18 protein-coding genes are annotated in these 22,627 nt (G+C 70.7%); 10 read left to right on the top strand and 8 right to left on the bottom strand.

Features of this window, described 5'->3' with window-relative positions:
• Nucleotides 1-204: 204 nt before the first annotated feature.
• The 3 genes from WMF45_RS08000 (at nucleotide 205) to WMF45_RS07990 (ending at nucleotide 4,085) form a co-directional block, all read left to right on the top strand.
• Nucleotides 205-1,665, top strand: a complete 1,461-nt coding sequence (locus tag WMF45_RS08000) for a serine/threonine-protein kinase (protein ID WP_437716351.1) — start codon at nucleotides 205-207, stop codon at nucleotides 1,663-1,665.
• Between the two features lie 94 nt (nucleotides 1,666-1,759).
• The gene (locus tag WMF45_RS07995) at nucleotides 1,760-2,743 is read left to right on the top strand and encodes a hypothetical protein (protein ID WP_437716350.1); all 984 of its coding nucleotides are present in this window, start codon (nucleotides 1,760-1,762) and stop codon (nucleotides 2,741-2,743) included.
• A gap of 1 nt (nucleotide 2,744) precedes the next feature.
• Nucleotides 2,745-4,085, top strand: coding sequence for a hypothetical protein (locus tag WMF45_RS07990; protein ID WP_437716349.1), 1,341 nt, complete (start codon nucleotides 2,745-2,747; stop codon nucleotides 4,083-4,085).
• An 84-nt stretch (nucleotides 4,086-4,169) separates the two neighbouring features.
• Here the strand turns inward: WMF45_RS07990 and WMF45_RS07985 are convergent, their stop codons facing one another.
• From WMF45_RS07985 to WMF45_RS07950, 8 genes are all read right to left on the bottom strand, one after another.
• On the bottom strand, nucleotides 4,170-5,378 hold the full coding sequence (locus WMF45_RS07985; RefSeq protein ID WP_437716348.1) for a PAS domain-containing protein: 1,209 nt from the start codon (nucleotides 5,376-5,378) through the stop codon (nucleotides 4,170-4,172).
• Nucleotides 5,379-5,608: 230 nt separating this feature from the next.
• Entirely contained in the window at nucleotides 5,609-6,715 is a 1,107-nt protein-coding gene (locus WMF45_RS07980) for a substrate-binding domain-containing protein (RefSeq protein WP_437716347.1), read from the bottom strand.
• A gap of 122 nt (nucleotides 6,716-6,837) precedes the next feature.
• Nucleotides 6,838-8,103, bottom strand: coding sequence for a PAS domain-containing protein (locus WMF45_RS07975; protein ID WP_437716346.1), 1,266 nt, complete (start codon nucleotides 8,101-8,103; stop codon nucleotides 6,838-6,840).
• A 515-nt stretch (nucleotides 8,104-8,618) separates the two neighbouring features.
• Entirely contained in the window at nucleotides 8,619-8,927 is a 309-nt protein-coding gene (locus WMF45_RS07970) for a hypothetical protein (protein WP_437716345.1), read from the bottom strand.
• Nucleotides 8,924-11,353: a TonB-dependent receptor plug domain-containing protein gene (locus WMF45_RS07965; RefSeq protein WP_437716344.1), complete on the bottom strand. Its 2,430-nt coding sequence runs from the start codon at nucleotides 11,351-11,353 to the stop codon at nucleotides 8,924-8,926. Before WMF45_RS07965 ends, WMF45_RS07970 begins: the two co-directional genes overlap by 4 nt.
• 1 nt (nucleotide 11,354) lies before the next feature.
• The gene (locus WMF45_RS07960) at nucleotides 11,355-11,930 is read right to left on the bottom strand and encodes a YfiR family protein (RefSeq protein ID WP_437716343.1); all 576 of its coding nucleotides are present in this window, start codon (nucleotides 11,928-11,930) and stop codon (nucleotides 11,355-11,357) included.
• A complete protein-coding gene (locus tag WMF45_RS07955; protein WP_012234032.1) occupies nucleotides 11,927-12,337 on the bottom strand; it encodes a response regulator in 411 nt (136 codons plus the stop codon). Before WMF45_RS07955 ends, WMF45_RS07960 begins: the two co-directional genes overlap by 4 nt.
• 4 nt (nucleotides 12,338-12,341) lie before the next feature.
• Nucleotides 12,342-14,567 (bottom strand): HAMP domain-containing protein, encoded by a 2,226-nt coding sequence (locus tag WMF45_RS07950; protein WP_437716342.1) that lies wholly within the window; start codon nucleotides 14,565-14,567, stop codon nucleotides 12,342-12,344.
• Nucleotides 14,568-15,140: 573 nt separating this feature from the next.
• Between WMF45_RS07950 and WMF45_RS07945 the strand changes: the two genes are divergently transcribed.
• The 7 genes from WMF45_RS07945 (at nucleotide 15,141) to WMF45_RS07915 (ending at nucleotide 22,627) form a co-directional block, all read left to right on the top strand.
• Nucleotides 15,141-15,986 carry a PPK2 family polyphosphate kinase gene (locus WMF45_RS07945; protein ID WP_437716341.1) on the top strand — a complete coding sequence of 282 codons (846 nt, stop codon included), beginning with the start codon at nucleotides 15,141-15,143 and terminating at the stop codon, nucleotides 15,984-15,986.
• A 386-nt stretch (nucleotides 15,987-16,372) separates the two neighbouring features.
• Nucleotides 16,373-16,942, top strand: coding sequence for an RDD family protein (locus tag WMF45_RS07940; protein ID WP_437716340.1), 570 nt, complete (start codon nucleotides 16,373-16,375; stop codon nucleotides 16,940-16,942).
• A 16-nt stretch (nucleotides 16,943-16,958) separates the two neighbouring features.
• Entirely contained in the window at nucleotides 16,959-17,819 is an 861-nt protein-coding gene (locus WMF45_RS07935) for an RDD family protein (RefSeq protein ID WP_437716339.1), read from the top strand.
• Entirely contained in the window at nucleotides 17,816-18,796 is a 981-nt protein-coding gene (locus WMF45_RS07930) for a stage II sporulation protein M (protein ID WP_437716338.1), read from the top strand. Before WMF45_RS07935 ends, WMF45_RS07930 begins: the two co-directional genes overlap by 4 nt.
• Nucleotides 18,793-19,590, top strand: a complete 798-nt coding sequence (locus WMF45_RS07925; protein WP_437716337.1) for a hypothetical protein — start codon at nucleotides 18,793-18,795, stop codon at nucleotides 19,588-19,590. The genes WMF45_RS07930 and WMF45_RS07925 overlap by 4 nt, the downstream gene beginning before the upstream one ends.
• A complete protein-coding gene (locus WMF45_RS07920) occupies nucleotides 19,587-21,665 on the top strand; it encodes a DUF4350 domain-containing protein (RefSeq protein WP_437716336.1) in 2,079 nt (692 codons plus the stop codon). The genes WMF45_RS07925 and WMF45_RS07920 overlap by 4 nt, the downstream gene beginning before the upstream one ends.
• Nucleotides 21,662-22,627 (top strand): AAA family ATPase, encoded by a 966-nt coding sequence (locus tag WMF45_RS07915; protein WP_437716335.1) that lies wholly within the window; start codon nucleotides 21,662-21,664, stop codon nucleotides 22,625-22,627. Before WMF45_RS07920 ends, WMF45_RS07915 begins: the two co-directional genes overlap by 4 nt.

Below are 22,627 nucleotides of genomic sequence, written 5' to 3'. Positions count from 1 at the left end.
GCCAATCAACGGCTGCTCAGGCGGCCGTGACGGACCTCCACGCGACGTGGACGGTTCAGGAGGCGGCACGATGAGCGCGCTTGCCCTCATCGTGTTCGGCCCGAGCGGTGGGTTGACTACGACGCTCTCGTGATCTCGCCGACCCGCGCGAGCCCGTCAAGCGACGCTTGACCTCCCGGAGCCGCTGAGACCACATGGGAAGCCATGATCAACGCCCCGGTCCGGGCCGGCGACGTCGTGGCGGGCAAGTACCGCGTGGAGCGTCTGCTCGGCGCGGGGGCGGTGGGGGTCGTCGTCGCGGCGGTCCACGTCGAGCTCGGCCAGCACGTCGCCGTCAAGTTCATGCGCTCGGCCCATCACGTCAGCGCCGACGCGCGCGCGCGCTTCTTGCGCGAGGCGCGCGCGGCGGTGCGGCTTCGCAGCCAGCACGTCGCCCGCGTGTTCGACGTCGGCACCCTCGAAAGCGGCGCGCCATACATCGTCATGGAATTCCTCGAAGGGCGTGATCTCGCCGCGTTGCTCAAGGAAAGTGGGTGTCTCTCGCTCGACGACGCCGTGGAGTACGTTCTTCAGACGTGTGAAGCCGTCGGCGAGGCGCATGCCGCCGGGATCGTGCACCGCGACCTGAAGCCGGCGAACCTCTTCGTCACCCAGGACGTCAGCGGCGCGCCGTGCATCAAGGTCCTCGACTTCGGGATCTCGAAGATCAGCGGCGCGGAGCTCGCCCTCACAGACGACGACCAGCAGCTTGGCACGCCCTACTACATGTCACCCGAGCAGATGAGCTCGCCGAAGGATGTCGACGCGCGCAGCGACGTCTGGGCGCTCGGCGTCCTCCTGTACGAGCTCATCGCGGGGCAGACGCCATTTCACGCGGAGACCATGGCGGAGTTCTATGGGCGCATGCTCGCGGCCAAGCCCACGCCGCTCCACGAGCGCCGGAGCGACGTGCCGCCGGAGATCGACGCGGTGATCCAGCGGTGTTTGATGCACGATCGCGAGCAGCGCTGGGACGACGTCGCGGCGTTCGCCGGCGCCCTTGCGCCTCACGCGCCCGCGCGGGCACCGAGCTATCCGGAGCGGGTTTCGCGGGTGCTCTCCATGTCGCGGTCGTCATCGCCGGGAGGCAAAGACACGCCGGAGCCGCGCCGCGTGGAGGCCTCCTCGCCGCCGGCCAGCGCCGGCGAAGCAAGGTCGATCGCGCCGCGCCCGCCGGATGCCATGGCGGAAGCAGCGCCCGCCGCGTCATGGCCCTGCAGAGCCCTATCGCCCCTCGTTGTGCTGATGTCGAAGCCGCGCTATCGGGCTCCCCTTCTCCTCGGCGGCGCGTTCTTCGCGGGCGCTGCTGTGGCGGTGATCGCCTGGGGGGGGCAGGATGCGGGGGGACAGGAGGGCGCGCGCTCCCCGGCACCGACAGACCGGCCCGCTGCCTCCATCGGCGCGCCGAACGCGGCCCCACCCGCGCCCGTCGAGCCCGAAGCTCCCCTTTCCGCGCCCGCCTCTCCCGCCGCGAGCGCGAAAGCGCAGGCGGAGCCCACCTCGCCTTCGCCGGCGGCGACGGCCACGCGGAAAGCGACGAAGCCCTCCCCGCGGGCGAAGCCCCCAGCCAAGGACCGTCTTGCCCCGAAGCCTGAGCCGGCGTTCTTGTACGACGAGCGTCGCTAACCCGGGGACAACGGCGAGGGGTGCCGATATAGTGGGATCGGTGCGTGGCCCAGGACCGATGCGTGTGAAGCGCAGTATCATCGCTGCGGGTGCGTTGATCCTATCGTTATCGCTCGCGCCGCGCGCCCTCGCGGACCCGACCGCCGAGGACCGGGCGGCCGCCGATGTGCTCTTCCGCGAGGGGCGCGCGCTCGTCAAGCAGGGCAGCTACGCTCCGGGGTGCTCGAAGCTCGTCGCCAGCCAGAAGCTGGACCCAATGGCCGGGACGCTGCTCGCCCTGGCGGATTGCTATGAGCTCAATGGTGAGACGGCGAGCGCCTGGGCGACCTTCAACGACGCCGAGGCAATGGCGCGCAAAGCGGGCGATCGGCCGCGCTCGAGGGAAGCGGGACGGCGGGCGAGCCTCCTCGAGCCGCGGCTCTCGAGGCTCGTCATCGAGGTGGCGCCGGAGGCCCGGGTCGAGGGGCTCGAGGTGCGGCGCAACGCGAAGCCGCTCGATGCGGCGATGTTCGGCTCGGCGATCCCGGTCGATCCGGGCGAGCATACGATTGAGGTGGTGGCGCCTGGCAAGAAGGCATGGAGCACGGAGGTGGTCGTCGAGCCGAAGCCAGGGCAGAGAACGGTACACGTCCCTCTGCTCGAAGACGCGCCCGCGCCACGGCGGGAAGCGCGCGTGCCTGCGGCCACGAGCGCAGCGCCCGCGGCGAGCTCGTGGAGCGCGCAGCGGACCGTCGGGCTCGTGCTGGGCGGGGTGAGCTTGGCCGGGATCGCGGTAGGCGCTGTGTTCGGTGTCGAGACGCTCTCGAAGATGAGCGAGGCGCGCAATCAGCACGGGTGTACCGACGACGACCCTCCCCGTTGTGGCGCCGAGGGGGTCAAGCTCCACCAGGACGCCAACACGACCGCCAACATCTCCAATGTGGCGTTCGCGGCGGGAGGCGCGGCGCTCATCACAGGCCTTGTCGTGTTCCTGACCGCGCCGTCGAGCGAGGCCGTGCCGTCGACGGCGCTGGAGGTGCGCCTGGGGCCTCCGGCCGAGCTGGGAACAGCGGGGCTGTCGTTGCGAGGTACCTTTTGAGATGCGAGAGATGCGACCATGGGGGCTCGTCGTCGCCGGGGGCGCATTGCTCGTCGCCGGCTGCCAGATCATCGCGGGCGTGCGCACCGACGCGGAGCTGAGCCAAGGAGGCGACGGCGGCGAAGCGTGCAGCGTCTCTCACGGGTGCCCGAGCGGCGTCTGTCAGGACGGCGTCTGCAAGCCGGCCGAGGCGAAGTGCGCGCTCGACCTCGAGCCGTTCGACATCCTCACGTCCGACGACCTCGGCGGCCACGAGGTCGACACCTCCTCGCTCGTGCTGGCAAGCGGACCCGATGGCGTATTTGCCTCGATCATCGACAAGACTGCCAGCCGGCTCGTGATCGGGACGGTGCACGAGATCGGGGAGCCAGCCGGGTCGAAGGCGGAGTTCCCGTTCACCGACGGCGCGGCGTTCGTCACCGGCCGCGAATCCGGAGGGCGAGTGATCCTTCAGGGCAGGGTGGGGTACGAGATCGGGCAGCTCGTCTTCCCCACGACCGCCGACGGCGTCTCGCCCGAGGGCACGTTCCAGCGGTTTCCCGCGCTCGCACCGGAGTGCTCGAGCCCCAGCGTGGCGACGTCGATGGCGTTCGTCCCGGCGGGCGATAACACCCTTTACGCCGCGACCTGCGCGGCGCCGGGCGGCTCGACGCGAGCGCTCGTCGTCGGTGGATCGGCCGAGCCTGCGCCGACCCTGGTGGCCCAGGGCGCACGTACCGATGCCTCGCTCAACGTTCGCTACTACACCGTCACGAACGGCCGGCACCTCCTCTTGCTGGATGACAACGCGACCGGAGAGGCGTTCTTCAGAACGGGCGCCTCCCGGGCCGATCTCGGCGTGGCGCACCAGATCCAGTTCAGCCCATCTCCCGACGAGGTGGAGTCCTTCTTCGGGGCGTTCCCGCTGCCCGAGGGCGATGGCGTCACGCTCTTGATGGTGCACCTCGTCCCTCCGCCGAGGCTCGCCCTCTCGGCGGAGGTAGGCGTCGTAAGGGACTTCCTGTCGCTCGGCCAGGTTCCCCCGCCCGGCTTCACCCCTGTCTTCAAGCTCCAGAATGTAAATGAGTACAACCCCCCGGGCCCCGTCGCGAGCGACGGCGAGAACGTGTATTTGACGCTGGTGCCGCCCCCTGGAAAGAGCGTGAGCCTGGGCTGGTTCACGCGAACAGGTGAGAACGTGCTCCCCAACCAGCTCATCTTTTCTCTTCCAGACGGCAGCGGTGCGCAGATCCTCGGCTCGACCGTGGCGCAGCTCGGCGTCAAGCTGCTCGTCGCCTGGATCGAGCAGCGCGACGGCGCCTACTCCGTGCGCGGCCAGCGGCTCATCTGCACGCTGCAATGACGCGCCGACCGGCGCGGCCAGATCGAGCGACCCGTTGTCCGGCAGGCGCCCGCGCAGCGGGGCCAGGCGCGGGGCGCCGTGCTGTCACGTTCGCTTCAGCGCGTACGCGATGCCGCCCCGCAGCGTCCCCGCCGTGACCAGGCCTCGCAGGTCGACGTCGAGCTCGATGAGCGTCTGCGCGATCGCCGGCTGGATGCCGGTGAGCACCACCTGCGCGCCGAGCAGCCCGACCGCCCGCGCGGCGTGCACGAGCATCTCGGCCACCTGGACGTCCACCGCCTTGACCCCGGTGATATCGATGATCGCGATCCGGGCCGCGTGCCTCTCCACCCCCTGCAGCAGCGTCTCGATGATACGGCTCGCCCGCGCGCCGTCGAAGAACCCGATGAGCGGCATCACGAGCACCCCCTCGGCGATCGGCAACAGCGGCGTCACCAGCTCACGTATCGTGTCCTGCTGCGCCGCGATCAGCTCGTCCCGCGCCGCCTCCCGCTCGCGCTCCGCCGCCTTGACCCGCGTGATATCGATGGAGATACCGGCGACCGCGCCCTCCGGGATGCCCTCGCCGCGGAGGGGGAACTTGATCGAGTAGAACGTCTTCTCGCCTCCGGCGTCAGGGACGGGATCCTCGGCCTCGAACGGGGCGTCGTTCCTGCGCACCAGGTCATCGACGTCATTGTAAATAGAAGCAACTTCCGATGGAAAGAAGTCTCTATCGGTCTTTCCAAGCATGCTGCCCGGGGTCGCCCCGACGAGCGCCTCCACCGAGCGGCTCACCAGGAGAAAGGCGCCTTCCCGGTCCTTTGCATACAGGAGGACCGGCGCGTGATCACAGAACGTCGCGAGCAGCGCCTCGCTCCTGTGGAGGCGCTGCTCGCGGCGCTTTCGCTCTGTCACGTCCTCGGCCGACAGGAAGATCTCGCGCGCGGTTCCATCCTCGCTCCGCCCGAAGACCTCCGCGCGCACCGCGAAGATGCGCTCGTCTCCCTCTCGGCCTCGCGCCCGGAGCTCGCCCTCGATCACCTCGCCGTCCCGCGCCGCCTTCAGCCGCTCCGCGCCCGCGGCGAGGCCGGCCATGTCGTCCGGGTGGATCCTATCCGAGAGCGCCTCGACGCCGCGTGTCGAGAGCTCTTCGCCCGTACAGCCGAGCGAGCGTGCGAGCGCGGCGTTGTGCGCGATGAGCCGCCGCTGGTCGAGGCCCACGACACACAGGATCGCCGGCGCCGCGTCGAGCATCCTCCGGGCTCGCGCGCTGAGCGCGTCCTGCTGCTCCCTGGCCCTGGTCTCGTTCATCGCGGCAGGCCTCTCCTCATGGCGGCTCTTTCCAGGCCCGGCGGCGGACGCGCGGACCAGAGCTCGACCCATGATAGCCACGGCGCGCGCGCGGCGAAACCGAAGACGCTGCGCCGCCTCGCTGTCGCGGCTGGCCGGCCGGCGCAGCGCAGTAGTCTGGCCTACCCGCGCAAGCGACAGCGGCGGCGCGCGTCACGCAACGCGGCCTGCCGCGCTGAGCAACGCCGGGCTCAGTGGAGCAAGCTGCACTCCGACAGGGGCGTCCGGTAGTCCATCGCCTGGGTGTTGCGCTCGAACTCCTCCAGGTTGTTCGGACAGACGACGTACCAGCCAGCGTCGGTGAAGGCGCTCACTTGCCGGTCGGTGGTGGCCAGATCGTACGCGAGCATGACGGTATCGTAGCCCCAGCCGAACAGCTTCTGGCCGAGGAGCACGTCCACGTACCCCGCGCGCATGCGATCCATGTACTCCGGCAGCGTGTCGAAGGCCACCGAGTGGATGGTCTTCTCCTTCGCTCTCGCGGTGAGCGTCTTCGCGTTCGCCGCGAGGTCGGGCTCGCCGAGGAGCTTGCTGTAGGAGAAGAAGAAGCCCGTGATCTCCGGGTCGTTCTCCAAGGCCTCCTCCGCGGTCCCCGCGCAGAAAGGGATCGCGTAATCGCAGCACACGCAAGGGAGGTTCACGACGTTCTTCATGTCCGGGTACTTCTTCAGCGCCTCGGAGAAGCCGGCGAGCCGGTCGATGAAGGTCCCCGCGGGGGTGGGGGTGTAGCCTCCGTGACCGTCATCATCCATCATCGTCTGGAAGGCGATCTTGCCGGTCTTCCCGTTGATGGTCGCGAGCGCATCCATGAGGAAGGCGGCGGCGGCCTTGTTGTCCATGCCGTAGTAGGTGTGGCGCTTGCTGGCCGGAGCGTCGCCGCCGTACGTGACGACCTTGATGCCGGCGTCCACCGCCTTGTTGATGAGGTCGTTCTCGCATTCCCCGCTGAAGACATCGATGGATATCGCGTCCACCTTCATGTCGATGACCTCTTGCAGCACCGCCATCTGCGGCCGGGAGAGGTAGCAGGCGTCGTCGGGGTCCAGCGGCTTGCCGTCGTCCGTGAGCTCCGGACATTCAGGGTCCAGGACCATCACGTTGACCGGCCGCGCGCTCGTCGTCGACAGCTCGCTCTGCGCCTGCGCGGCGCCCGCGCGACCCAGATCGTGGAACCGATTGCACTTGTTGTGGGTGATGTAAGCGATGGTCAGCGGCGCTTCCGCCGTGCTCTCGCTCGAGCTGCAGGCAAGCACGCTGGTCGCCAGAAGGATGCCCCCGATGATGGCGCGATCGACCATGAATCCCCTCCTCTTCTCGATATTGCTCGACCCGTTTCAGCGTCCCCTGACGGCTCAGCGCGGCTGTGCGCGCGCCGACCTCCGGGACCCCCGCGATGGCGCGCGCTCGGCGCGCCTCGCCCTCATTCACGGCGCAAGTGGCGCGGCTCCTGTCCGCCGCGAGCTTGCCCGACCGGAACCGCAACCGCGATGCCGCCCCGCAGCGTCCCCGCCGTGACCAGGCCCCGCAGGTCGACGTCGAGCTCGAGGAGCGTCCGCGCGATCGCCGGCTGGATGCCGGTGAGCACCACCTGCGCGCCGAGCAGCCCCACGGCGCGCGCGGCTTGCACGAGCATCTCGGCCACCTGGACGTCCACCGCCTTGACCCCGGTGATATCGATGATCGCGATCCGGGCCGCGTGCCTCTCCACCCCCTGCAGCAGCGTCTCGATGATACGGCTCGCCCGCGCGCCGTCGAAGAACCCGATGAGCGGCATCACGAGCACCCCCTCGGCGATCGGCAACAGCGGCGTCACCAGCTCACGTATCGTGTCCTGCTGCGCCGCGATCAGCTCGTCCCGCGCCGCCTCCCGCTCGCGCTCCGCCGCCTTGACCCGCGTGATGTCGACAGAGACACCGGCGACCGCGCCCTCCGGGACGCCCTCGCCGCGGAGGGGGAACTTGATCGTGTACAGGGTCCGATCGCCCTCGGCCTGCGGGACGATCTCCTCGGCCTCGAACGGGGCGCCGGTCCTGCGCACAAGGTCATCGACGTCCTTGTAAATAGACGCAACTTCCGCCGGACAGAAGTCGCTGTCGGTCTTTCCGAGCATGTTGCCCGGGGTCGCCCCGACGAGCTCCTCCGTCGAGCGGCTCGCCAGGAGGAAGGCGCCGTCACGGTCTTTCGCGTACATGAAGACAGGGGCGCGGTCGCAGAGCGCCGCGAGCACCGCGTCTCTCCTGCGGCCGCCCTGCTCGCGGCGCTTTCGCGCGGTCACGTCCTCGGCGAAGAGGACGACCTCGCGCGCGGCGCCGTCGTCCCCTCGCGTGAAGACCTCCGCGCGCACGGCGAAGACGCGCTCGTACCGCCCTCCCTCGATGCTCCGCGCCCGCAGCTCGCCCTCGACGACCCCGCCGTCGCGCGCCGCGGCGAGCTCGGCCGCGCGCGCCGAGAGGCCAGCGACATCGTCGGGGTGAATGCGCGCCGAGAGCGCCTCGACGCCCCGCGAAAGGAGCTCTTCTTCCGTGCAGCCGAGCGCCCGGACGAGCGCGGCGTTGTGCCCCGTGAGCCGCGGTCCCGCGAGGTCCAGGACACACACGATCGCCGGCAAGGCGTCGAGTATCCGCTGGGCTCGCGAGATCGTCGCGCCCTGCATCCGGCTGGCCTCGGTCTCGTTCATCGCGGGCATCACAGGAACTTCCATCGAGCGCTTTCTGCCCGGTCAGGGCAAGAGGTCGCACTTCGTCAGAGGCGTCCGGTCGTCCTGAATGCCATCAGACAAATCTCGATAGCGCACGATCCCCCTCCATGATGGCGCTACAACGGTCTAGAGCGACAAGCTGGTTGAAACCGCATGCAGAACGGCAAGAAGTTGAACCGCCAAGGCGCCCAAAGACGCCAAGAAAAACATAAATATTGGCGTCTCTTGGCGTCTTTTGGCGCCTTGGCGGTTCGCTTCTCTGGCTCCAGCCTGATCGGCGCTCCAGCTCGGCTTCATTATTACGACTAGGTGAACCAGAATCGGCTGTCAATGCCTTTTCCGTCCTCGTTCATGACGATGCCGACCGTGGCAGTTCCAGCAGGAGAGCATGCCAGTCACCAGTAGGGTACCGTCGGAGATGACTCCACGGTGGACCATTCGGCCCCTCATCCGGCGGACAGGCTGACGCAATCGAGCGTCATGGAGCGAGAGAGCGCCCGCGATCACAGCCCAGCGCCGCCTGAGCCCGCGGAGCCGCCGTCACCGCCTGCGCCGCCCCCGCCGTCGGCGCTCGCGCCTGCGCCGCCTCCGCCATCGGCGCTCGCGCCGCCTCCACCCGCCCCGCCGGCCCCGGTGGTCCCGCTCGCCTGAGAAGAGCTCGCGGAGACGCCCGTGTCGAAGCAGTTCGGGTTGTCGTCCTCGACGAAGCAGCCCACCTCGATGGGGTGGCCGACCTCGATGCAGCCCCCCGCCAGGAGGCCTGTCGTGGCCGACAAGCGGAGGAGGAGCGCGGGAAAACGTGTGCTCTTCACGGTGAAGCTCCGTGGCTCGCGCGCCCGACGGTCGCGATCGAGGAGGGCCTGGCCGCCGCGGCCGGGCTGCCCGCGGCGGCGTCGTCGTCGAGGTGAAGCTCGATCCCGGCGAAGAGCGTTAGGCGGTTCCTCAACGCGAAATCCGCGGTGGGGCCGCTCTCGACGAGGTAGCGCGGCTGCCCCTGGTTGGGCCCGACGACGTAGGGCTCATGGGCGGAGAACGCGTACTGCCCGCCGAGCATGTACCCGGCGCCCTTCACCCCGGGTATCGCGCCCGTCACCGCCGCGCGGAGCTCGACCTGCGGCGGCACCTCGGGGCGAGGGGCGATGTTGGATGGATCACCGCCATAGTAGGCCTGGTCGGCGATCCGCCGGCCCATGTAGGCGGCCGCCAGGGACACCGCGCCGGCGCCGACCTCGTACGATACGCGGGCGTTGCCGTACACCTGCGGCGCGACCGTGATGGGGACATCGTCGCCGGTGCCGAACCGCGCGTTCCGGGTGATCTGCTCGGCGGACATGCGGCGTCGCGTCGCGGCGAACGTCGAGTTGACGCCGACGCGCAGCTTCCGCTCGAGGAAGCTCGTCTCGAAGCCGAGGTTGGCGCCGTAGTTCTCGATGCCTGGCACGTTGTTGTACCTGGAGACGCTGGGCGCCTTTGCCCTCAGGATCTGGAGCTCGATGACATCCTTCCAGTCCGAGTAGAAGCCGCCGGCCGTGAAGGAGTACGCGCCGCTCCGGAACGACGAGACAGCCTCCAGGGAGGAGACCTTCTCCGGCTTGAGGCCGTCCGGGTTCGGCAGGAGCCTGCCGCTCACGGTGTAGAGCTCGACGAAGCTGGGCGCGCGGAACGCGCTCGAATAGATGAGCTTGAGCGACACGCGCTCGTCCGGCGTGAGGATCAGCGCTGCGCGCGGCGAGATCGCGTTCGCCACGTACTCGAGGGGAATACGCGAGTCGAGGTCGACCCGGATCCCGGCGTTGAGCGAGAGGGGCCGGAACAGGCGGAGCGTCTGCTGCACATAGGCCCCGAGCGCGGCCTCGTCCTCGAGACGGTGTCCGCCGCCGTGCCAGCGCGTGCGCGCCGGGTCGGAGCCATAACTCTTCCCCGTGAGCTCGTCGAACGCGACGAACTCGTAGGCCGACGTGCGGAGGCGCCCATCGAGGCCCGCCATGGTCGTGAAGGCGCCGTCGCCCGCCCAGTCGTACCGCGCCTGGAGCTCGAGCCCGAACCAGCGGGAGAGGAACAGCGCCTCTTTCCGGCAAGGCCCGGACGGGCCGCGCGGGCACTGCTCCGGATCGAGCACGTCGAGCGGGACGTGCGGCACGAGCGGGTCGTGGCCCACCACGTAGCGCGAGCGCTCGATCCGGCTGTACCCGAAGTACCCGCGCGCCACGCCCTCGAGCCGCTCGCTCAGGCGGTCGCGGTAACGCACGCTGGTCAGGACGAGCGACTGCGTGTTGTCGTTGCGCGCGTCGTCAAAGGCCCCGACGCGGTTCTCGTGGAGATCCATGAAGGGCGCGGCCCACGACGAGCGCGTCGCCTGGGCGACGGCGCTCAGGTCGCCGACGTCGAGGCGCACGAAGGCGCCTGCCTTGCGGCGAAACCACTGCTCTTCCACCGTGCCGCCCCAGAAGCCGGGCTCGGCGTGCGAGCCGAGATCCATGACGGACACGCCGTCCGCCAGGACCGGGAGCCGCTGCTTCGGGAAGGTCACCTCGGGCCCCTCGAAGCGGTGCATGTCGACCGCCGCCACCACACCCGCGGGCTGCCCGAGCAGCGTCAGACGGCGCCCGAAGCCGAGCGCCACCGTGCCCTCGCCCCCGACGCCCTTGACGGTAGGCGCCTTGATGTCGCCCGATTCATCGAGCGGCGGCGAAGCCCCGAGCGTCAGGGAGGCGCGGATGCCCTGGTGATCGGCGGCCTTCTTCGTGACGACGTTGATGACCCCCAGCATGGCCTGCGCGCCGTAGAGCACGGAGCCAGGGCCCAGGACCACCTCGATATGGTCGACGATCTCGATCGGGATATCGTGCAGGAAGACGGCGCCGCCGCCCTGCTCGTTCACGACCATGCCGTCGAGCACGATCAGCACGTGGCTGTTCGCGTCCCGGGTCAGGGCGACCCCGCGCGCGCCGACCTCCGGGACCGACATGCGGTCGTGCGCGAAGACGCCGCTCGCGAGGAAGGTGAGCGCGTCGGCGAGGCGCCGTATGCCGAAGAGCTTGAGCTGCGCGCCCGTGATCACCGACGACATGGCGGGCGCGTCGCTCTCGCGCTCCGCGGAGCGCGAGGCGCCGGACACGACGTTCTCTTCGAGGATCTCGAGGAGCGAGCTGACGTCCTCGGCCCGCGCCTCGCGCGGGGCGGCGGTCGACCACGCGAGCGACGCGGCGCAGATCAGTGCGAGACGGGTCGAGCTCACGTCAATAGATCCTTGCCAGTTTGAGGATGGGAGCGGGGAAGTCGATGTGCTGGGCCCGGGCCTGCGCGAGGTTGATGCTCATGCGCGGCTTGCCGTCCGCGACGTCGACGCCGAGCACGGCCCCCTGCGAGACATAGGGCTCCACGGCCGCGAAGCTCAGGATGCCCGTGTCCGTGAGCGCGCCGCGTATCGCGGCGACCTCCCTGCCGAGCCCCGAGGAGATGTACACGACGTTGATGTCGCGCGCGCGGCACGTCGCGGCGAGCTCGGACGCGCCCGAGTACTCGGCGCTCTCCACGCGGATCGGCTTGTCACGCACCTTGCCGATGTCGTTCAAGGCCCTCCTCATCTGGAGCGCGGCGCTCGCCGAATCCGCGTCGCCCGCGCGAGAGAGCAAGAGGAAAGAGACCTGTCCCTTCACCCGCTCTGGAAAGCCCCTGTCGTACGGCAGGATGCGCGTGACGATCTCCGCCTGCACGGCGAAGGGCGCCGTCGCCGGCTCCGCCATGACATGGAATGGGGCGAGGGCGGCCGCGACGAAGAGGCCGAGCACGAGGGCGCGCCGGCGAGGCGTCATGTCTTGCGTTCCTTGCCGCGCGACAGGCCGGCGAGCTTGCGGATGCGGAGCGCCGCTTGCACTTGCGGGGTGAGGGCGAGCAGATCGCCTTTCCTGCTGAAGACGCCGTCGAAGCCGAGCTCCGCGTACCGCGATCCGGCCTCGGCGTCCGTTGTGTAGAGGTAGAAGAGCGGCGGCCTCTCGCCCTCGGGCACCGCGGCCTTGAGCGAGCGGAGGACGGCGGCGCCGTCGAGGCCCGGCATGAAGAAGTCGACGATGACGAGATCGCAGCCGCGCAGGTGACGGGCCGTGCCCACGAGCTGCGTCGTCGTGACCACCTCGTAGCCGGCGCTCGACAGCTCGACGCGGATCCGCATCAGCACGATCTCGCTGTCATCGATCACCAGGATGCGTCCGCCGTGTGACATCGAGTCATTCTCCGTTGCTGAGAGGGGCAGCCTGGGGGCGGATCACGAACGCCGCGCCGGTCTGGCGCGACGCGTCCACCTCGATGAGCCAGCCGACCGAGAGGAGATCGGCGCGGACCGCGGAGAGGCCGATGCCGCGGCCCGCGAGGTCGCTCACGTCGCCCTTCGTGCTCACGCCGGGGGTGAACAGGAGCTCGCGTGTCCGGCGCAGATCCTTCGGATCGACGCCGGCGCTCGTCGCGAGGGCGTCGAAGTCGATGCCCTGACCGTCGTCCTCGACGAGGAGGGTGGGCAGCGGCCGGTCCTCGATGCAGCTGGCGCGGATCACGCCCACCTCGGGCTTGCCCACCCGGGTGCGGGCGTCGGGGGATTCGATTCCATGGGCGATCGCGTTCCGCACGAGGTGGAGGAACACGCCCGGGAGCAAGCGGGCGAGATCCGAGGGAATGGAGGCCTCGCGGCCGTCGATCTCGAGGCGGGCGCGCTTGCCCTCCCGCTCGGCCCAGCGGGGGACGCGCTCGACGAGCGGCGCGAGCACCTCGCCGAACGGCCGGGCCGCGAGGCGGCGGACGATCTCGGCGGCCTCGCCGCCCTGCGGGCCGACGAGCTCGCCGAGCCGGGTGACGTCCGTGCGGCGGACCGTGATCTGGTCGAGGATCGCGCTGCCCACGGGCGAGGCGTCGACGAACGTCTCCTGCGCGCGCGTGAGCTCGTCCGCGACGCGGGTGAGCCGCGAGCGCCACGACGCCGCGTGCCCCTCGACCGAGGGCCTGTCCTCCGAGCGCGCGCGCCCCTGGACCCTGGAGAGCTCGTCCTCGAGCGCCATGATCTCGTCCGCGAGGCGCTCCAGGTCGAACGACCGGGCCTCGCCCTTCATGGTGTGCAGCTGCTGCAAGAGCTCGTCGATGTCCGCGGGGCAGAGCTCCCCGCCGGGCCTCAGGATCTCGCTGCACCGGGCCACGCGCTCGCGCGAGATCTCGATGAAGCGGACGAAGACCTGGCCACCGCCGGCGATGAGGCGGCGCATGGCGGCGATCTGGCGGGCGTGCTCCTCGTCCTTGGTCTTGACGCTCTCCGTGAGGCGCCTGAGCTCGGTCTGGTCGGTCGCGAGCAGCATGATGCGCGCGATCTTCTGGCCGGAGACGATGGGGCAGAACTCGATCCGCAAGAACCTCCGGTCGCCCGGCGCGCGCTCGAACCACACCTCGCGCGGGGCGAGCTCGGCGACCTCCGGGAAGGCGTCGACCTCGGCGTCGAACGCCGCGTCGACCCATTGCCGGAGCGCCTGGCTCTCGACGCAGAGCGGCCCGCCGCGGTAGAGGAGCTCCGCGACGTGGTTGCCCTCCGCGGCGCGGTCGCCGAAGAGCTGCCTGGCTTCTTTCGAGGCCTCGCTGCCCAGCCGGCCGTCGGGGCCGAAGGCCACGATGGCCTCGCGCATGTTGTCGAAGAGCTCGCGGAGGCTCTCGGTGGCCATCTCGAGCTTGCCCTCGCGCTCGATGATGGCGGAGCTCATCGCGTTGAAGACGTCGGCGAGCCGGCCGAGCTCGTCGTTCGTGCGGACGTTCACGCGGACGGCGCGGTCGCCCTCCCCGACGCGCCGCGCGGCGTCGACGAGCCGCGAGAGCGGACGCACGATCTGCCACCTTGCGAACGCGAGGAGCAGGAAGGCCGTCATCGCGCCGACGATGCCCGCGAACTCGAGGATGTTGCGGCGGGCCGCGGCGAACGCGGCGTTCTCGGGCTCGAGGGAGAAGACGAGGACGAGCGTCCCGAGGCGCCGCCCGTCGTCGCGCACGACCGGGCGGGCGACGCGAATCTCGCGCTCCAGGACCTGGTTCTCGGCGCCACGCGCGGTGAACGCCGACAGGCCGCCTTCCGGCTGACCGATCTTGGCGACGGGCTCGGCGTCGCTGCCCCACGCGACCGCGGCGATGAGCGCGCGGTTCGACCGGAGCTGGTCGAGGTCGCCCTGCGCCGTGTCCCGATCGCCGAAATCGAGCGACGCGGTCAGGGAACCGGACAGCAGATCCGCCATCATCGACGCGGCGTTCGCCTTCGCCGACACGAGATCATCTCGTGTCTTCTGGATCACCTGATTGGCCACCAGCACGGTGACGCTGGTGAGGACCGCCACGGTCGCTGCGGCGAGCTTGACCCCGATGCCGAGGTGAACACCGGAGCGCCGCCGGTGAGCCGCTGGGGGCCGGGAGACAGGGGGAGAGACCAGCATCACGCGCTCGGGGCGGCAGGCCGTATCCGAGCCAAGAAATGGTCGAATCCACGAGCGTGCGTCATCCGCGCCCCTCCACGGCAGAAGCTTCGCCAGGCGCACCATCGGAAGCATCCGAGGGACGAGGACAGGCGCATGGCGATGCCCTTCCGACCTCGACGGTACGTAGTTCATTTCATTTCTGCAACAGGATTTTCCTCGCGCATCGCCGATGTGGCTGTCCGCTCGTCGCGTCATCGGCAACGGGTCCATGCGTCAACAGGTCCACGCGTCAACGGGTCCACGTGTCAGCGGGGTCACACGTCAGCGGGGTCACACGTCAACGGGTCGACCGGGTCACCGGTCACCGGCCACCCCGTCATCGGCCCGGCGGCCTGCTCCGGTCTCCGCCGCTCCGCGCGGATGGCAAGGAGCGCGAGGGCTCGCTCGCCAAGCGTGAAGGGGATTGTCGCATTCGCCTCCACGCTGGCGCCCCGCTCGTCCGTATCCGGCTGCTCGCCGCCGCCGCGGCGCCATGACGTCGCGCGTCACTCCGGCGATGGCGACGCTGCGGGATCGTGTAGGCTCGCGGGCATGCCCATCACGCGACTCACGAAGCCTGATTCGAAGTTTCGCCTCGATGACGTCTCGACCGATCCGCCTCGGGACGCGACGAAGCAGGAGGCAGCGGAGCGGCTCAAGGAGCTCGGCGAAGAGCTGCTCGAGCTGCAGGAGCTGATGTGGGGAGCGAGGACGCACAGCATCCTCATCGTCCTTCAGGGCCGCGACGCGGCCGGCAAGGACGGGGCAATCAAGAACGTCGTCGGCGCGCTGAACCCGCGCGGCGTCACGGTGAGCTCGTTCGGCGTGCCCACGAAGGAGGAGCGGGAGCACGACTTCTTGTGGCGTATCCACCGGCAGGCGCCGCGCGCGGGGGAGTTCGCCATCTTCAACCGCTCTCACTACGAGGATGTGCTCGTCGTGCGCGTGCACGACCTCGAGCCCAAGTCGCTTTGGGGGGAGCGCTACGATCACATCAACGACTTCGAGGAGCTGCTCGCCGAGCACGGGACCATCGTGATCAAGTTCTTCCTGCACATCAGCAAGAAGGAGCAGGAGAAGCGGCTCTTGGAGCGCGAGGAGAACCCGTCGACCGCGTGGAAGCTCAACGTGAACGACTGGAAGGAGCGGGAGCACTGGGACGAGTACACAGAGGCTTACGACGAGGTCTTCCGGCGCTGCTCCTCCAAGCACGCGCCCTGGTGCGTCGTGCCGGCCGACGCGAAGTGGTACCGCAACCTCGTGGTCGCCGAGACCGTGGCGGAGACGATGCGGGAATACCGCGACAGCTGGCTGAAGACGCTCGAGCGAAACGGGAAGGCGGGCCGCGAGGAGCTCGACGAGTACCGGAGGTCGCGGGGTGGGCGGAACAAGGGGTGAGCGCGCCCGACCGATATCCGCCCTAGCAGGCGCAGAGCGCAAATCGCGCGCCGCGGCCTGCGTGGGCCCCTGATGCCATGGCACGGAGTCCACGCGAAGGACTCCGTGGTTGCATGAACCATCGATGTCCCCAGCCGGCGGGGCCGATCGACGACCTGTGGAATCGTCGGCGATCTCGACACGTGATCCCATGCGGTGGAGTCAGGAGGTCGTCCACGGCGACCGGCGGGGGCGACGGCCCTCGGCTCGCCGACGGTGCTCGTCTTTCAGGGAAGGCCGTGGCCGGGCGCGCCCCGCGATCCCGCGCGCGCCGTGTGGGGCCGAGCGGCTCGGCCGATTGACGCGCTGCCGCTCGGGTGATGCAATTCCGACGAGGAGGAGGGGGCATGCAGCTCGACGATCCCAGGCACGAGTACAACCCGTACGCTGCGCCGACGACCGGCGACGCGCACTCCCATGGCGAGAACGAGCCGGACGAGCACGTCCTCGCCGAGCGCGGCACGCGGCTCGGCGCGCGGATCCTCGACAACCTGCTGCTCGTCGGCTCCATGATCCCCGCCGTGCTCCTCCTCCTCGCCACCGGCGCGCTCGATTACGCCGCGCACAACGAGGAGAGGGCCTACCTGGTGCTCAGCGTCGGCGCGCTCCTCGGCCCGCTCCCGCTCGTCATCTACCAGTGGTACCTCATCGCCACGCGCGGGCAGACGCTCGGAAAGAAGTGGACGAAGATCAAGATCATCAAGACCGATGGCTCGCGCGTCGACTTCGCGTCCGGCGTCGTCCTCCGCAACTGGCTCATCGCGCTCCCCGGCCTCGTCCCCGGCGTCGGCCGGCTGCTCCACGCGATCTTCAACGTGATGAACGGCCTCATGATCTTCGACGACGACCGCCGCTGCCTGCACGATCGCATCGCCGGCACCAAGGTCGTCCTCGCCCCGCCCAGGGCGGGATCCTGATCGCCCTCCTCGCCGCATGATCCGCCGCGAGACGCTCCGCGAGCCGCTCGACACGAGCGCCGAGATCGAGACGCCGGAGCACGTGCGGTTCCGCCACCAGATCGCGGGCCCGGCGCGGCGCGCGCTCGCGTACCTCATCGATCTGGTGGTGCGCGGCGTCATCGTCTTCGCGGTCGGGATGCTCGCCGCGATCGGCGGCATCGCCGTGGGGCCAGCGCTGCGCGGCGCGTCGACGGGCTTCGTGCTGCTGGTCCTCTTCGCGATCGAGTGGGGGTATTATGTCTTCTTCGAGACCCTCTGGAGCGGCTGCACGCCCGGCAAGCGCGCCCTCTCGCTGCGCGTCGTCACCGACGGCGGCCAGCCGCTCCGCTTCGGGGACAGCCTGCTGCGCAACCTGCTGCGCGCCGCGGATCTCCTCCCCCCGTTCATCGATCCGCTCTCGTTCCTCGGCACGTACGCGGTCGGCCTCGCCGTCATGGGCCGTGATCCGCGCTTCCGCCGCCTCGGCGATCTCGTGGGCGGCACCCTCGTGATCGTCGAGGCGCGCCACACGGTCGCCGGCCCGCTCTTCCTCCGACCTGCGCCGAGCCCCGCGGAGCTCTCGAGCCTGCCCGCGCGCCTCCCGCTCTCCGGCGAGGAGCTCGACGCCATCGAGCTCTTCCTCCGCCGCCTCGATCGCCTCTCGCCCGCGCGCGCGAGCGAGCTCGCGGAGATGACCGCGCCCGTGTTCGCGCGGCGCATGGGCGTCCGCTACAAGGACGCCACGCGCTTCCTCGGCGTCCTCCACCACCGCGCGCACGCGCACCGCGGCGGCCAGGAGGGGGCCGCGAGCGACCCCAGGCCCCGCCGCAAGCGCAAGAAGGAGGTGAGCGCGTGATCGGCGCCCGCTCCCAGGACGAGTTCGTCGCGGCCCGCAGGCCGGACTGGCAGGAGCTCGATGGCCTCCTCCTCCACGACAGCGGTTCGCTCGCGAAGAAGGACGGCGCCGCCATCTCGCGCCTCGCCGCGCTCTACCGCTCGCTCTGCACCGATCTGATGCGCGCGCGCGCGGCGCGCTACACGCCCGATCTCACCGCGTACCTCGACGCGCTCGCCGCGCGCGCGCACGCGGCGCTCTACGGCGCGGAGCCCTTCCGCCTCCCCGACATCGTCTCCTTCTTCACCCGCGATTTCCCGCGCGCATTGCGCGCGAACGGCCGCTTCTTCGCCATCGCCTGCGCGCTCTTCTTCCTCCCCTCGCTCGTCGGCATCGCGGGCGCGCTCGCCTCCGACGAGTTCGCCTCCCACGTGCTCCCGAGCCCGGTGCTCCAGGGCATGGCCCAGATGTACAGCGAGGGCCTCGACGGGCGCGACGCGGGCACCGACACGGGCATGGCGGGGTTCTACGTCTTCAACAACGTCGGCATCGCCTTCCGCTGCTTCGCCACCGGCGTGCTCTTCGGCGCGGGCAGCATCTTCTTCCTCATCTACAACGGCCTCTTCACCGGCACCGTCGTCGGCCACGTGATGAGCGTGGGCCACGGCGGCAACATCTGGACGTTCATGTGCAGCCACGCGCCCTTCGAGCTCACCGCGATCGTGATCGCCGGCGGCGCGGGGCTCGAGATGGGCTACGCGCTCGTCGAGACGCGCGGCCGCACGCGCGTCGGCTCGCTGCGCCGCGCGGCGCCGTCGATCGTGCGCCAGGTCCTCGGCGCGGCGGCGATGCTGCTGATCGCCGCGGGGATCGAGGGCTTCTGGTCCCCCTCGGGGCTCCCCCCGCCGGTGAAGTGGGCGGCCTCGGGCGTCTCCTCGCTGCTCATCGTCCTCTACCTCGCGCTCGCGGGTCGCCCCGCGAAGGAGGCCCCGCGATGAACCTCGGCGCCTCCGCGATCGTGCTGCGCCCGCGCGCGCTCTCCGAGATCCTCGATCTCGCCTGCCGCCTCTCCATGTCGCGCGCGCTCGGCCTCTACGCGCGACTCTCGGCGATCCTCTTCCTCCCGATGCTCGCCGGCTGCCTCGCGCTGCGGCACGCGGCGGGCTGGTCGTGGCTCGCGGTGTGGGGCGTCGCGATCGCGCTCGGCGGCGTCGCGCAAGGCGTGTTCACCGTCGCGGTGGGGCGCCTGCTCTTCTCGGAGGAGCTCGGCGCGGGCCAGGTGCTCCGCCTGTTCAGGGCGCGCCTCTCGTCGTACCTGTGGATGCTCTTCTTGAGCCGCCTCCTGCTCGCCGCGGCCGCGCTCCCGATGTTCCTCGGCCTCCCCCTCGCCTGGCCGCGCCTCGTCTTCGTGCACGAGGCCAGCTTGCTCGAGGCCGCGGACGCCGGCGAAGCCATCCAGCGCAGCAGCCGCTTCATCGCCGGCCGCGTCGCCGCGGTCCTCGGCGCGCTGATCGCGCTGCTCCTCGCGCAGGCCGGCGTCGCGCTCACGGCGGAGCTGCTCGGCCAGTCGCTCGTCGACGCGATCCTCCAGCTCGGCAAGCCGTTCGGCGCGCTCCTCGACGACGGCGGCTCGCCCTTCGCGCTCGCGGGCTTCTTCGCGGGCATCCCGTACGTCGCGACCGCGCGCTTCCTCCACTACATCGACGCGCGCACGCGCGCCGACGGCTGGGACATCCAGCTCCGCTTCCTCGCGATCGCCGCGCGCGAAGGCGAGAAGAGGGCCGCCGCGTGAGCCGCCGCGCGCGCCTCTTCGCCGCCCTCATCGCCCTCTCCGCCGGCGCGCTGCTCGCGCGGGACGCCCGGGCGGAGGACGTGGAAGAGAATGTTCACTTCAGCGTGCGCGACGTCCTCGAGGACGATCGCTACCGCTTCTGCCACGAGGACGACTACCCGCTCACGCCCGAGGAGCACGCGTGGTGCCCGATCATCGCCGGATCGAGCGACGTGTGCCCGGAGCTCCCCGCCGCGTGCAAGCTGCCCCCGGTCGAGCTCTCGCGATCGGCCGCGTCCGGCCGCGGCGGCCGCGGCGGCCGGGACGCGTCCGGCAAGCACCCCGCGGGCGGCCCGCCGACCGATCGCGGCCCGAGCGAGGACGAGCGCCGCCGCCCCTGGCCCGAGATGCGCGTCGATCTCTCGGGGATGAGCTTCTTCGCGTCGGCGCTCTTCATCGGCCTGCTCGTTGTCTTCTTCGGGGGGGTGATCCACGCGCTGCTGAAGAACCTGCTCCGCGATCGCGCGCCCGCCGACGAGGCCAAGGAGGAAAAGGCGCCCGCGCGCGGCCCCACGCCCGAGGAGACGGCGAGGCGCGAGGTCGAGACCGACGTGCAGCGCCTGCTCGCGCGCGCGCGCACCCACGCGGCCCGCGGCGACCACGCGCGCGCGATCGACGACGCGTACGCCGCGCTCCTGCGCCGCCTCGACGGGGATGGCCTCATCGAGATCCACCCCTCTCGCACCAACGGCGACTACGTGCGCAGCCTGCGCGAGCGGCCCGATCTCAAGGGCGCGATGCGATCGATCGTGCGCGACGTCGAGGACGTGCAGTTCGGCGTCACGCCGCCCTCCGAGCCGGTCTTCCGCGCCGTGATGGACCGCGTCGTCCCGCTCGTCAGCCGCGCGCTCGCGCTCGCGCTCGTCGCCTTCGGCCTCTCCGCCGCGCTCTCCTGCACGCCGCACGGGGGCGGCGGCGACGAGGGCGGCGGCGATCGGTCGCCCTCGGGCACCCAGGCGGTGCTCGAGGTGCTCGACGAGCAGGGCTTGAAGGCGCGGCGCCGCGGCGAGGCGCTCACGGCGCCCGATCGCGCGCTCGCGCTGGTGGTGCTGCCGGGCGCGGCGATCGACGACGCGACGTGGAGGGACCTCTTCGCGTGGGTGCGCGGCAAGGGCGGCACGCTCTTCCTCGCCGGGCTCCCGCGCCTGCCCGACGAGGTCGAGCTCGGCCTGCGCGTGGCCCAGGACGCCGAGACGTCGACGGCGCTCGCCGCGGACTGGTCGAGCGGGCTCCGCGCCTCGCTCCCGCCCGGCAAGCGCCTCGTGGAGGCGAACGGCGACGAGCCCGAGGACCTCTACATGATCTTCCGGGGCGAGTCGTCCTCGACCGCGGGCGTCGTCCGCCGCCTCGGCGAGGGCAAGGTCGTCGTCGTCGCGGACGATCGCCTCGTGTCGAACGTCTCGCTCGCGGCCCCCGACAACGCGCAGCTCTTCCTCGATCTGCTCCGGTTCGCGCCGTACGCGACCGAAATCGAGATCGTCGACGAGTGGACCGGCGTCGGCGCCGAGACGCCCTTCGAGGCCGTGCGCGAGGCGAACCTCTGGCCCGTGATCGCGCAGCTCTTCCTGCTCCTCGCGCTGCTCTACCTCTGGAAGGGCAGCGCCTTCGCGCGCCTCCGCGATCCGCCCGCCGCGGGCCGGCGCGCCTTCGCCGATCACGCGCGCGCGCTCGGCCTCGCCTACCGGCGCGCGCGCGCCTCGCGCCACGCCGCGGGCCTCTACGCGAGCTGGGCGCTCGATCGCCTGCGCGAGCGCGTGCACCGGTCCGGCCGGCGGGGCCTCATCCCGCTCGCCGAGGCGATCGCCGCGCGCACCGGCCGCCCCGAGGCCGAGGTGATGCGCGTGCTGGTCGAGGCCTCCGGCGCCCGCGAGGACGCCGTGCCCGCCTCGTCGCTCCGCGGGCCCGAGAGCGCGCGCGGCGCGCGGCCCTCGCCTCGCGCGCGCGACGGCGCCGCCGCCGATCTCGAGCTCGTGCGCGAGCTCCAGGGCTTCCTCGACGCGACCGGTCAGCGAACCTCCGATCGAAAGACGACATGAACCCGATTGAATTCCGCGATCGCTTCGATCTCCTCCGCCGCGAGGCCGGCAAGGTGCTCCTCGGCCAGGACGATCTCATCCTGCACACGCTCGTCGCCGTCCTCGCCGGCGGTCACGTGCTCATCGAGGGCGTGCCCGGCCTCGGCAAGACGCTGCTCGTGCGCACCCTCGCGCACGTGCTCGGCGCCACCTTCAAGCGCATCCAGTTCACGCCCGATCTGATGCCGAGCGACGTCACCGGCGGCAACGTCTTCAACCAGAAGGAAGACCGCTTCGTCTTCCACGAGGGGCCGATCTTCACGCAGCTGCTCCTCGCCGACGAGATCAACCGCGCGCCCGCCAAGACGCAGAGCGCGCTGCTCGAGGCGATGCAGGACCTCGCGGTCACCTCGGACGGCATCACGCGCGCGCTGCCGGATCCGTTCTTCGTCATCGCCACGCAGAACCCCATCGAGTCGCAGGGCACCTACCCGCTCCCCGAGGCGCAGCTCGATCGCTTCTTGATCCAGGTCAACGTCAAGCACCCCTCGCAGGCGGTCGAGCGGCTGATCCTCAAGAACCACGTCAACGGCTTCCACGCGGCGCGCCTCGATCGCTTCGAGATCCAGCGCCTCGCCACCGCCGCGGAGCTCGTGGAGATGCGCGAGGGGATCGCGCGGATCCGCGTGGACGACGGCATCATCGAGTACATCGCCGACATCGTCGGCCGGAGCCGCGTGCACCGCTCCGTCTACCTCGGCGCCTCGCCGCGCGCGTCGATCGGCCTGCTCGCGGTCGCGCGCGCCCTGGCCGCGAGCGAGGGCCGCGAGTACGTCATCCCCGACGACGTGAAGGCGCTCGCGCCCGCGATCCTGCGCCACCGGCTCATCCTGCACCCCGACGCCGAGATCGAGGGCGTGAGCGCCGACGACTGCGTCGACGACATCCTCCGCGAGGCCAAGGTGCCGAAGACGGCGGCCTGA

This window comes from Sorangium sp. So ce448, assembly GCF_051520915.1.
GTDB lineage: Bacteria > Myxococcota_A > Polyangia > Polyangiales > Polyangiaceae > Sorangium > Sorangium cellulosum_B.
Note: the sequence above shows the minus strand (reverse complement) of the source record. Positions and strands in the feature narration are given on the sequence as shown.

What these genes read in the sequence shown, in the direction of transcription:
- WMF45_RS07935 (WP_437716339.1), top strand. Translation starts at nt 16,959, where the DNA reads ATGATCCGCCGCGAGACGCTCCGCGAGCCGCTCGACACGAGCGCCGAG.
- WMF45_RS07940 (WP_437716340.1), top strand. Translation starts at nt 16,373, where the DNA reads ATGCAGCTCGACGATCCCAGGCACGAGTACAACCCGTACGCTGCGCCG.
- WMF45_RS08000 (WP_437716351.1), top strand. Translation starts at nt 205, where the DNA reads ATGATCAACGCCCCGGTCCGGGCCGGCGACGTCGTGGCGGGCAAGTAC.
- WMF45_RS07985 (WP_437716348.1), bottom strand. Translation starts at nt 5,378, where the DNA reads ATGAACGAGACCAGGGCCAGGGAGCAGCAGGACGCGCTCAGCGCGCGA.
- WMF45_RS07960 (WP_437716343.1), bottom strand. Translation starts at nt 11,930, where the DNA reads ATGACGCCTCGCCGGCGCGCCCTCGTGCTCGGCCTCTTCGTCGCGGCC.
- WMF45_RS07945 (WP_437716341.1), top strand. Translation starts at nt 15,141, where the DNA reads ATGCCCATCACGCGACTCACGAAGCCTGATTCGAAGTTTCGCCTCGAT.
- WMF45_RS07915 (WP_437716335.1), top strand. Translation starts at nt 21,662, where the DNA reads ATGAACCCGATTGAATTCCGCGATCGCTTCGATCTCCTCCGCCGCGAG.
- WMF45_RS07925 (WP_437716337.1), top strand. Translation starts at nt 18,793, where the DNA reads ATGAACCTCGGCGCCTCCGCGATCGTGCTGCGCCCGCGCGCGCTCTCC.
- WMF45_RS07955 (WP_012234032.1), bottom strand. Translation starts at nt 12,337, where the DNA reads ATGTCACACGGCGGACGCATCCTGGTGATCGATGACAGCGAGATCGTG.
- WMF45_RS07975 (WP_437716346.1), bottom strand. Translation starts at nt 8,103, where the DNA reads ATGCCCGCGATGAACGAGACCGAGGCCAGCCGGATGCAGGGCGCGACG.
- WMF45_RS07980 (WP_437716347.1), bottom strand. Translation starts at nt 6,715, where the DNA reads ATGGTCGATCGCGCCATCATCGGGGGCATCCTTCTGGCGACCAGCGTG.
- WMF45_RS07990 (WP_437716349.1), top strand. Translation starts at nt 2,745, where the DNA reads ATGCGAGAGATGCGACCATGGGGGCTCGTCGTCGCCGGGGGCGCATTG.
- WMF45_RS07950 (WP_437716342.1), bottom strand. Translation starts at nt 14,567, where the DNA reads ATGCTGGTCTCTCCCCCTGTCTCCCGGCCCCCAGCGGCTCACCGGCGG.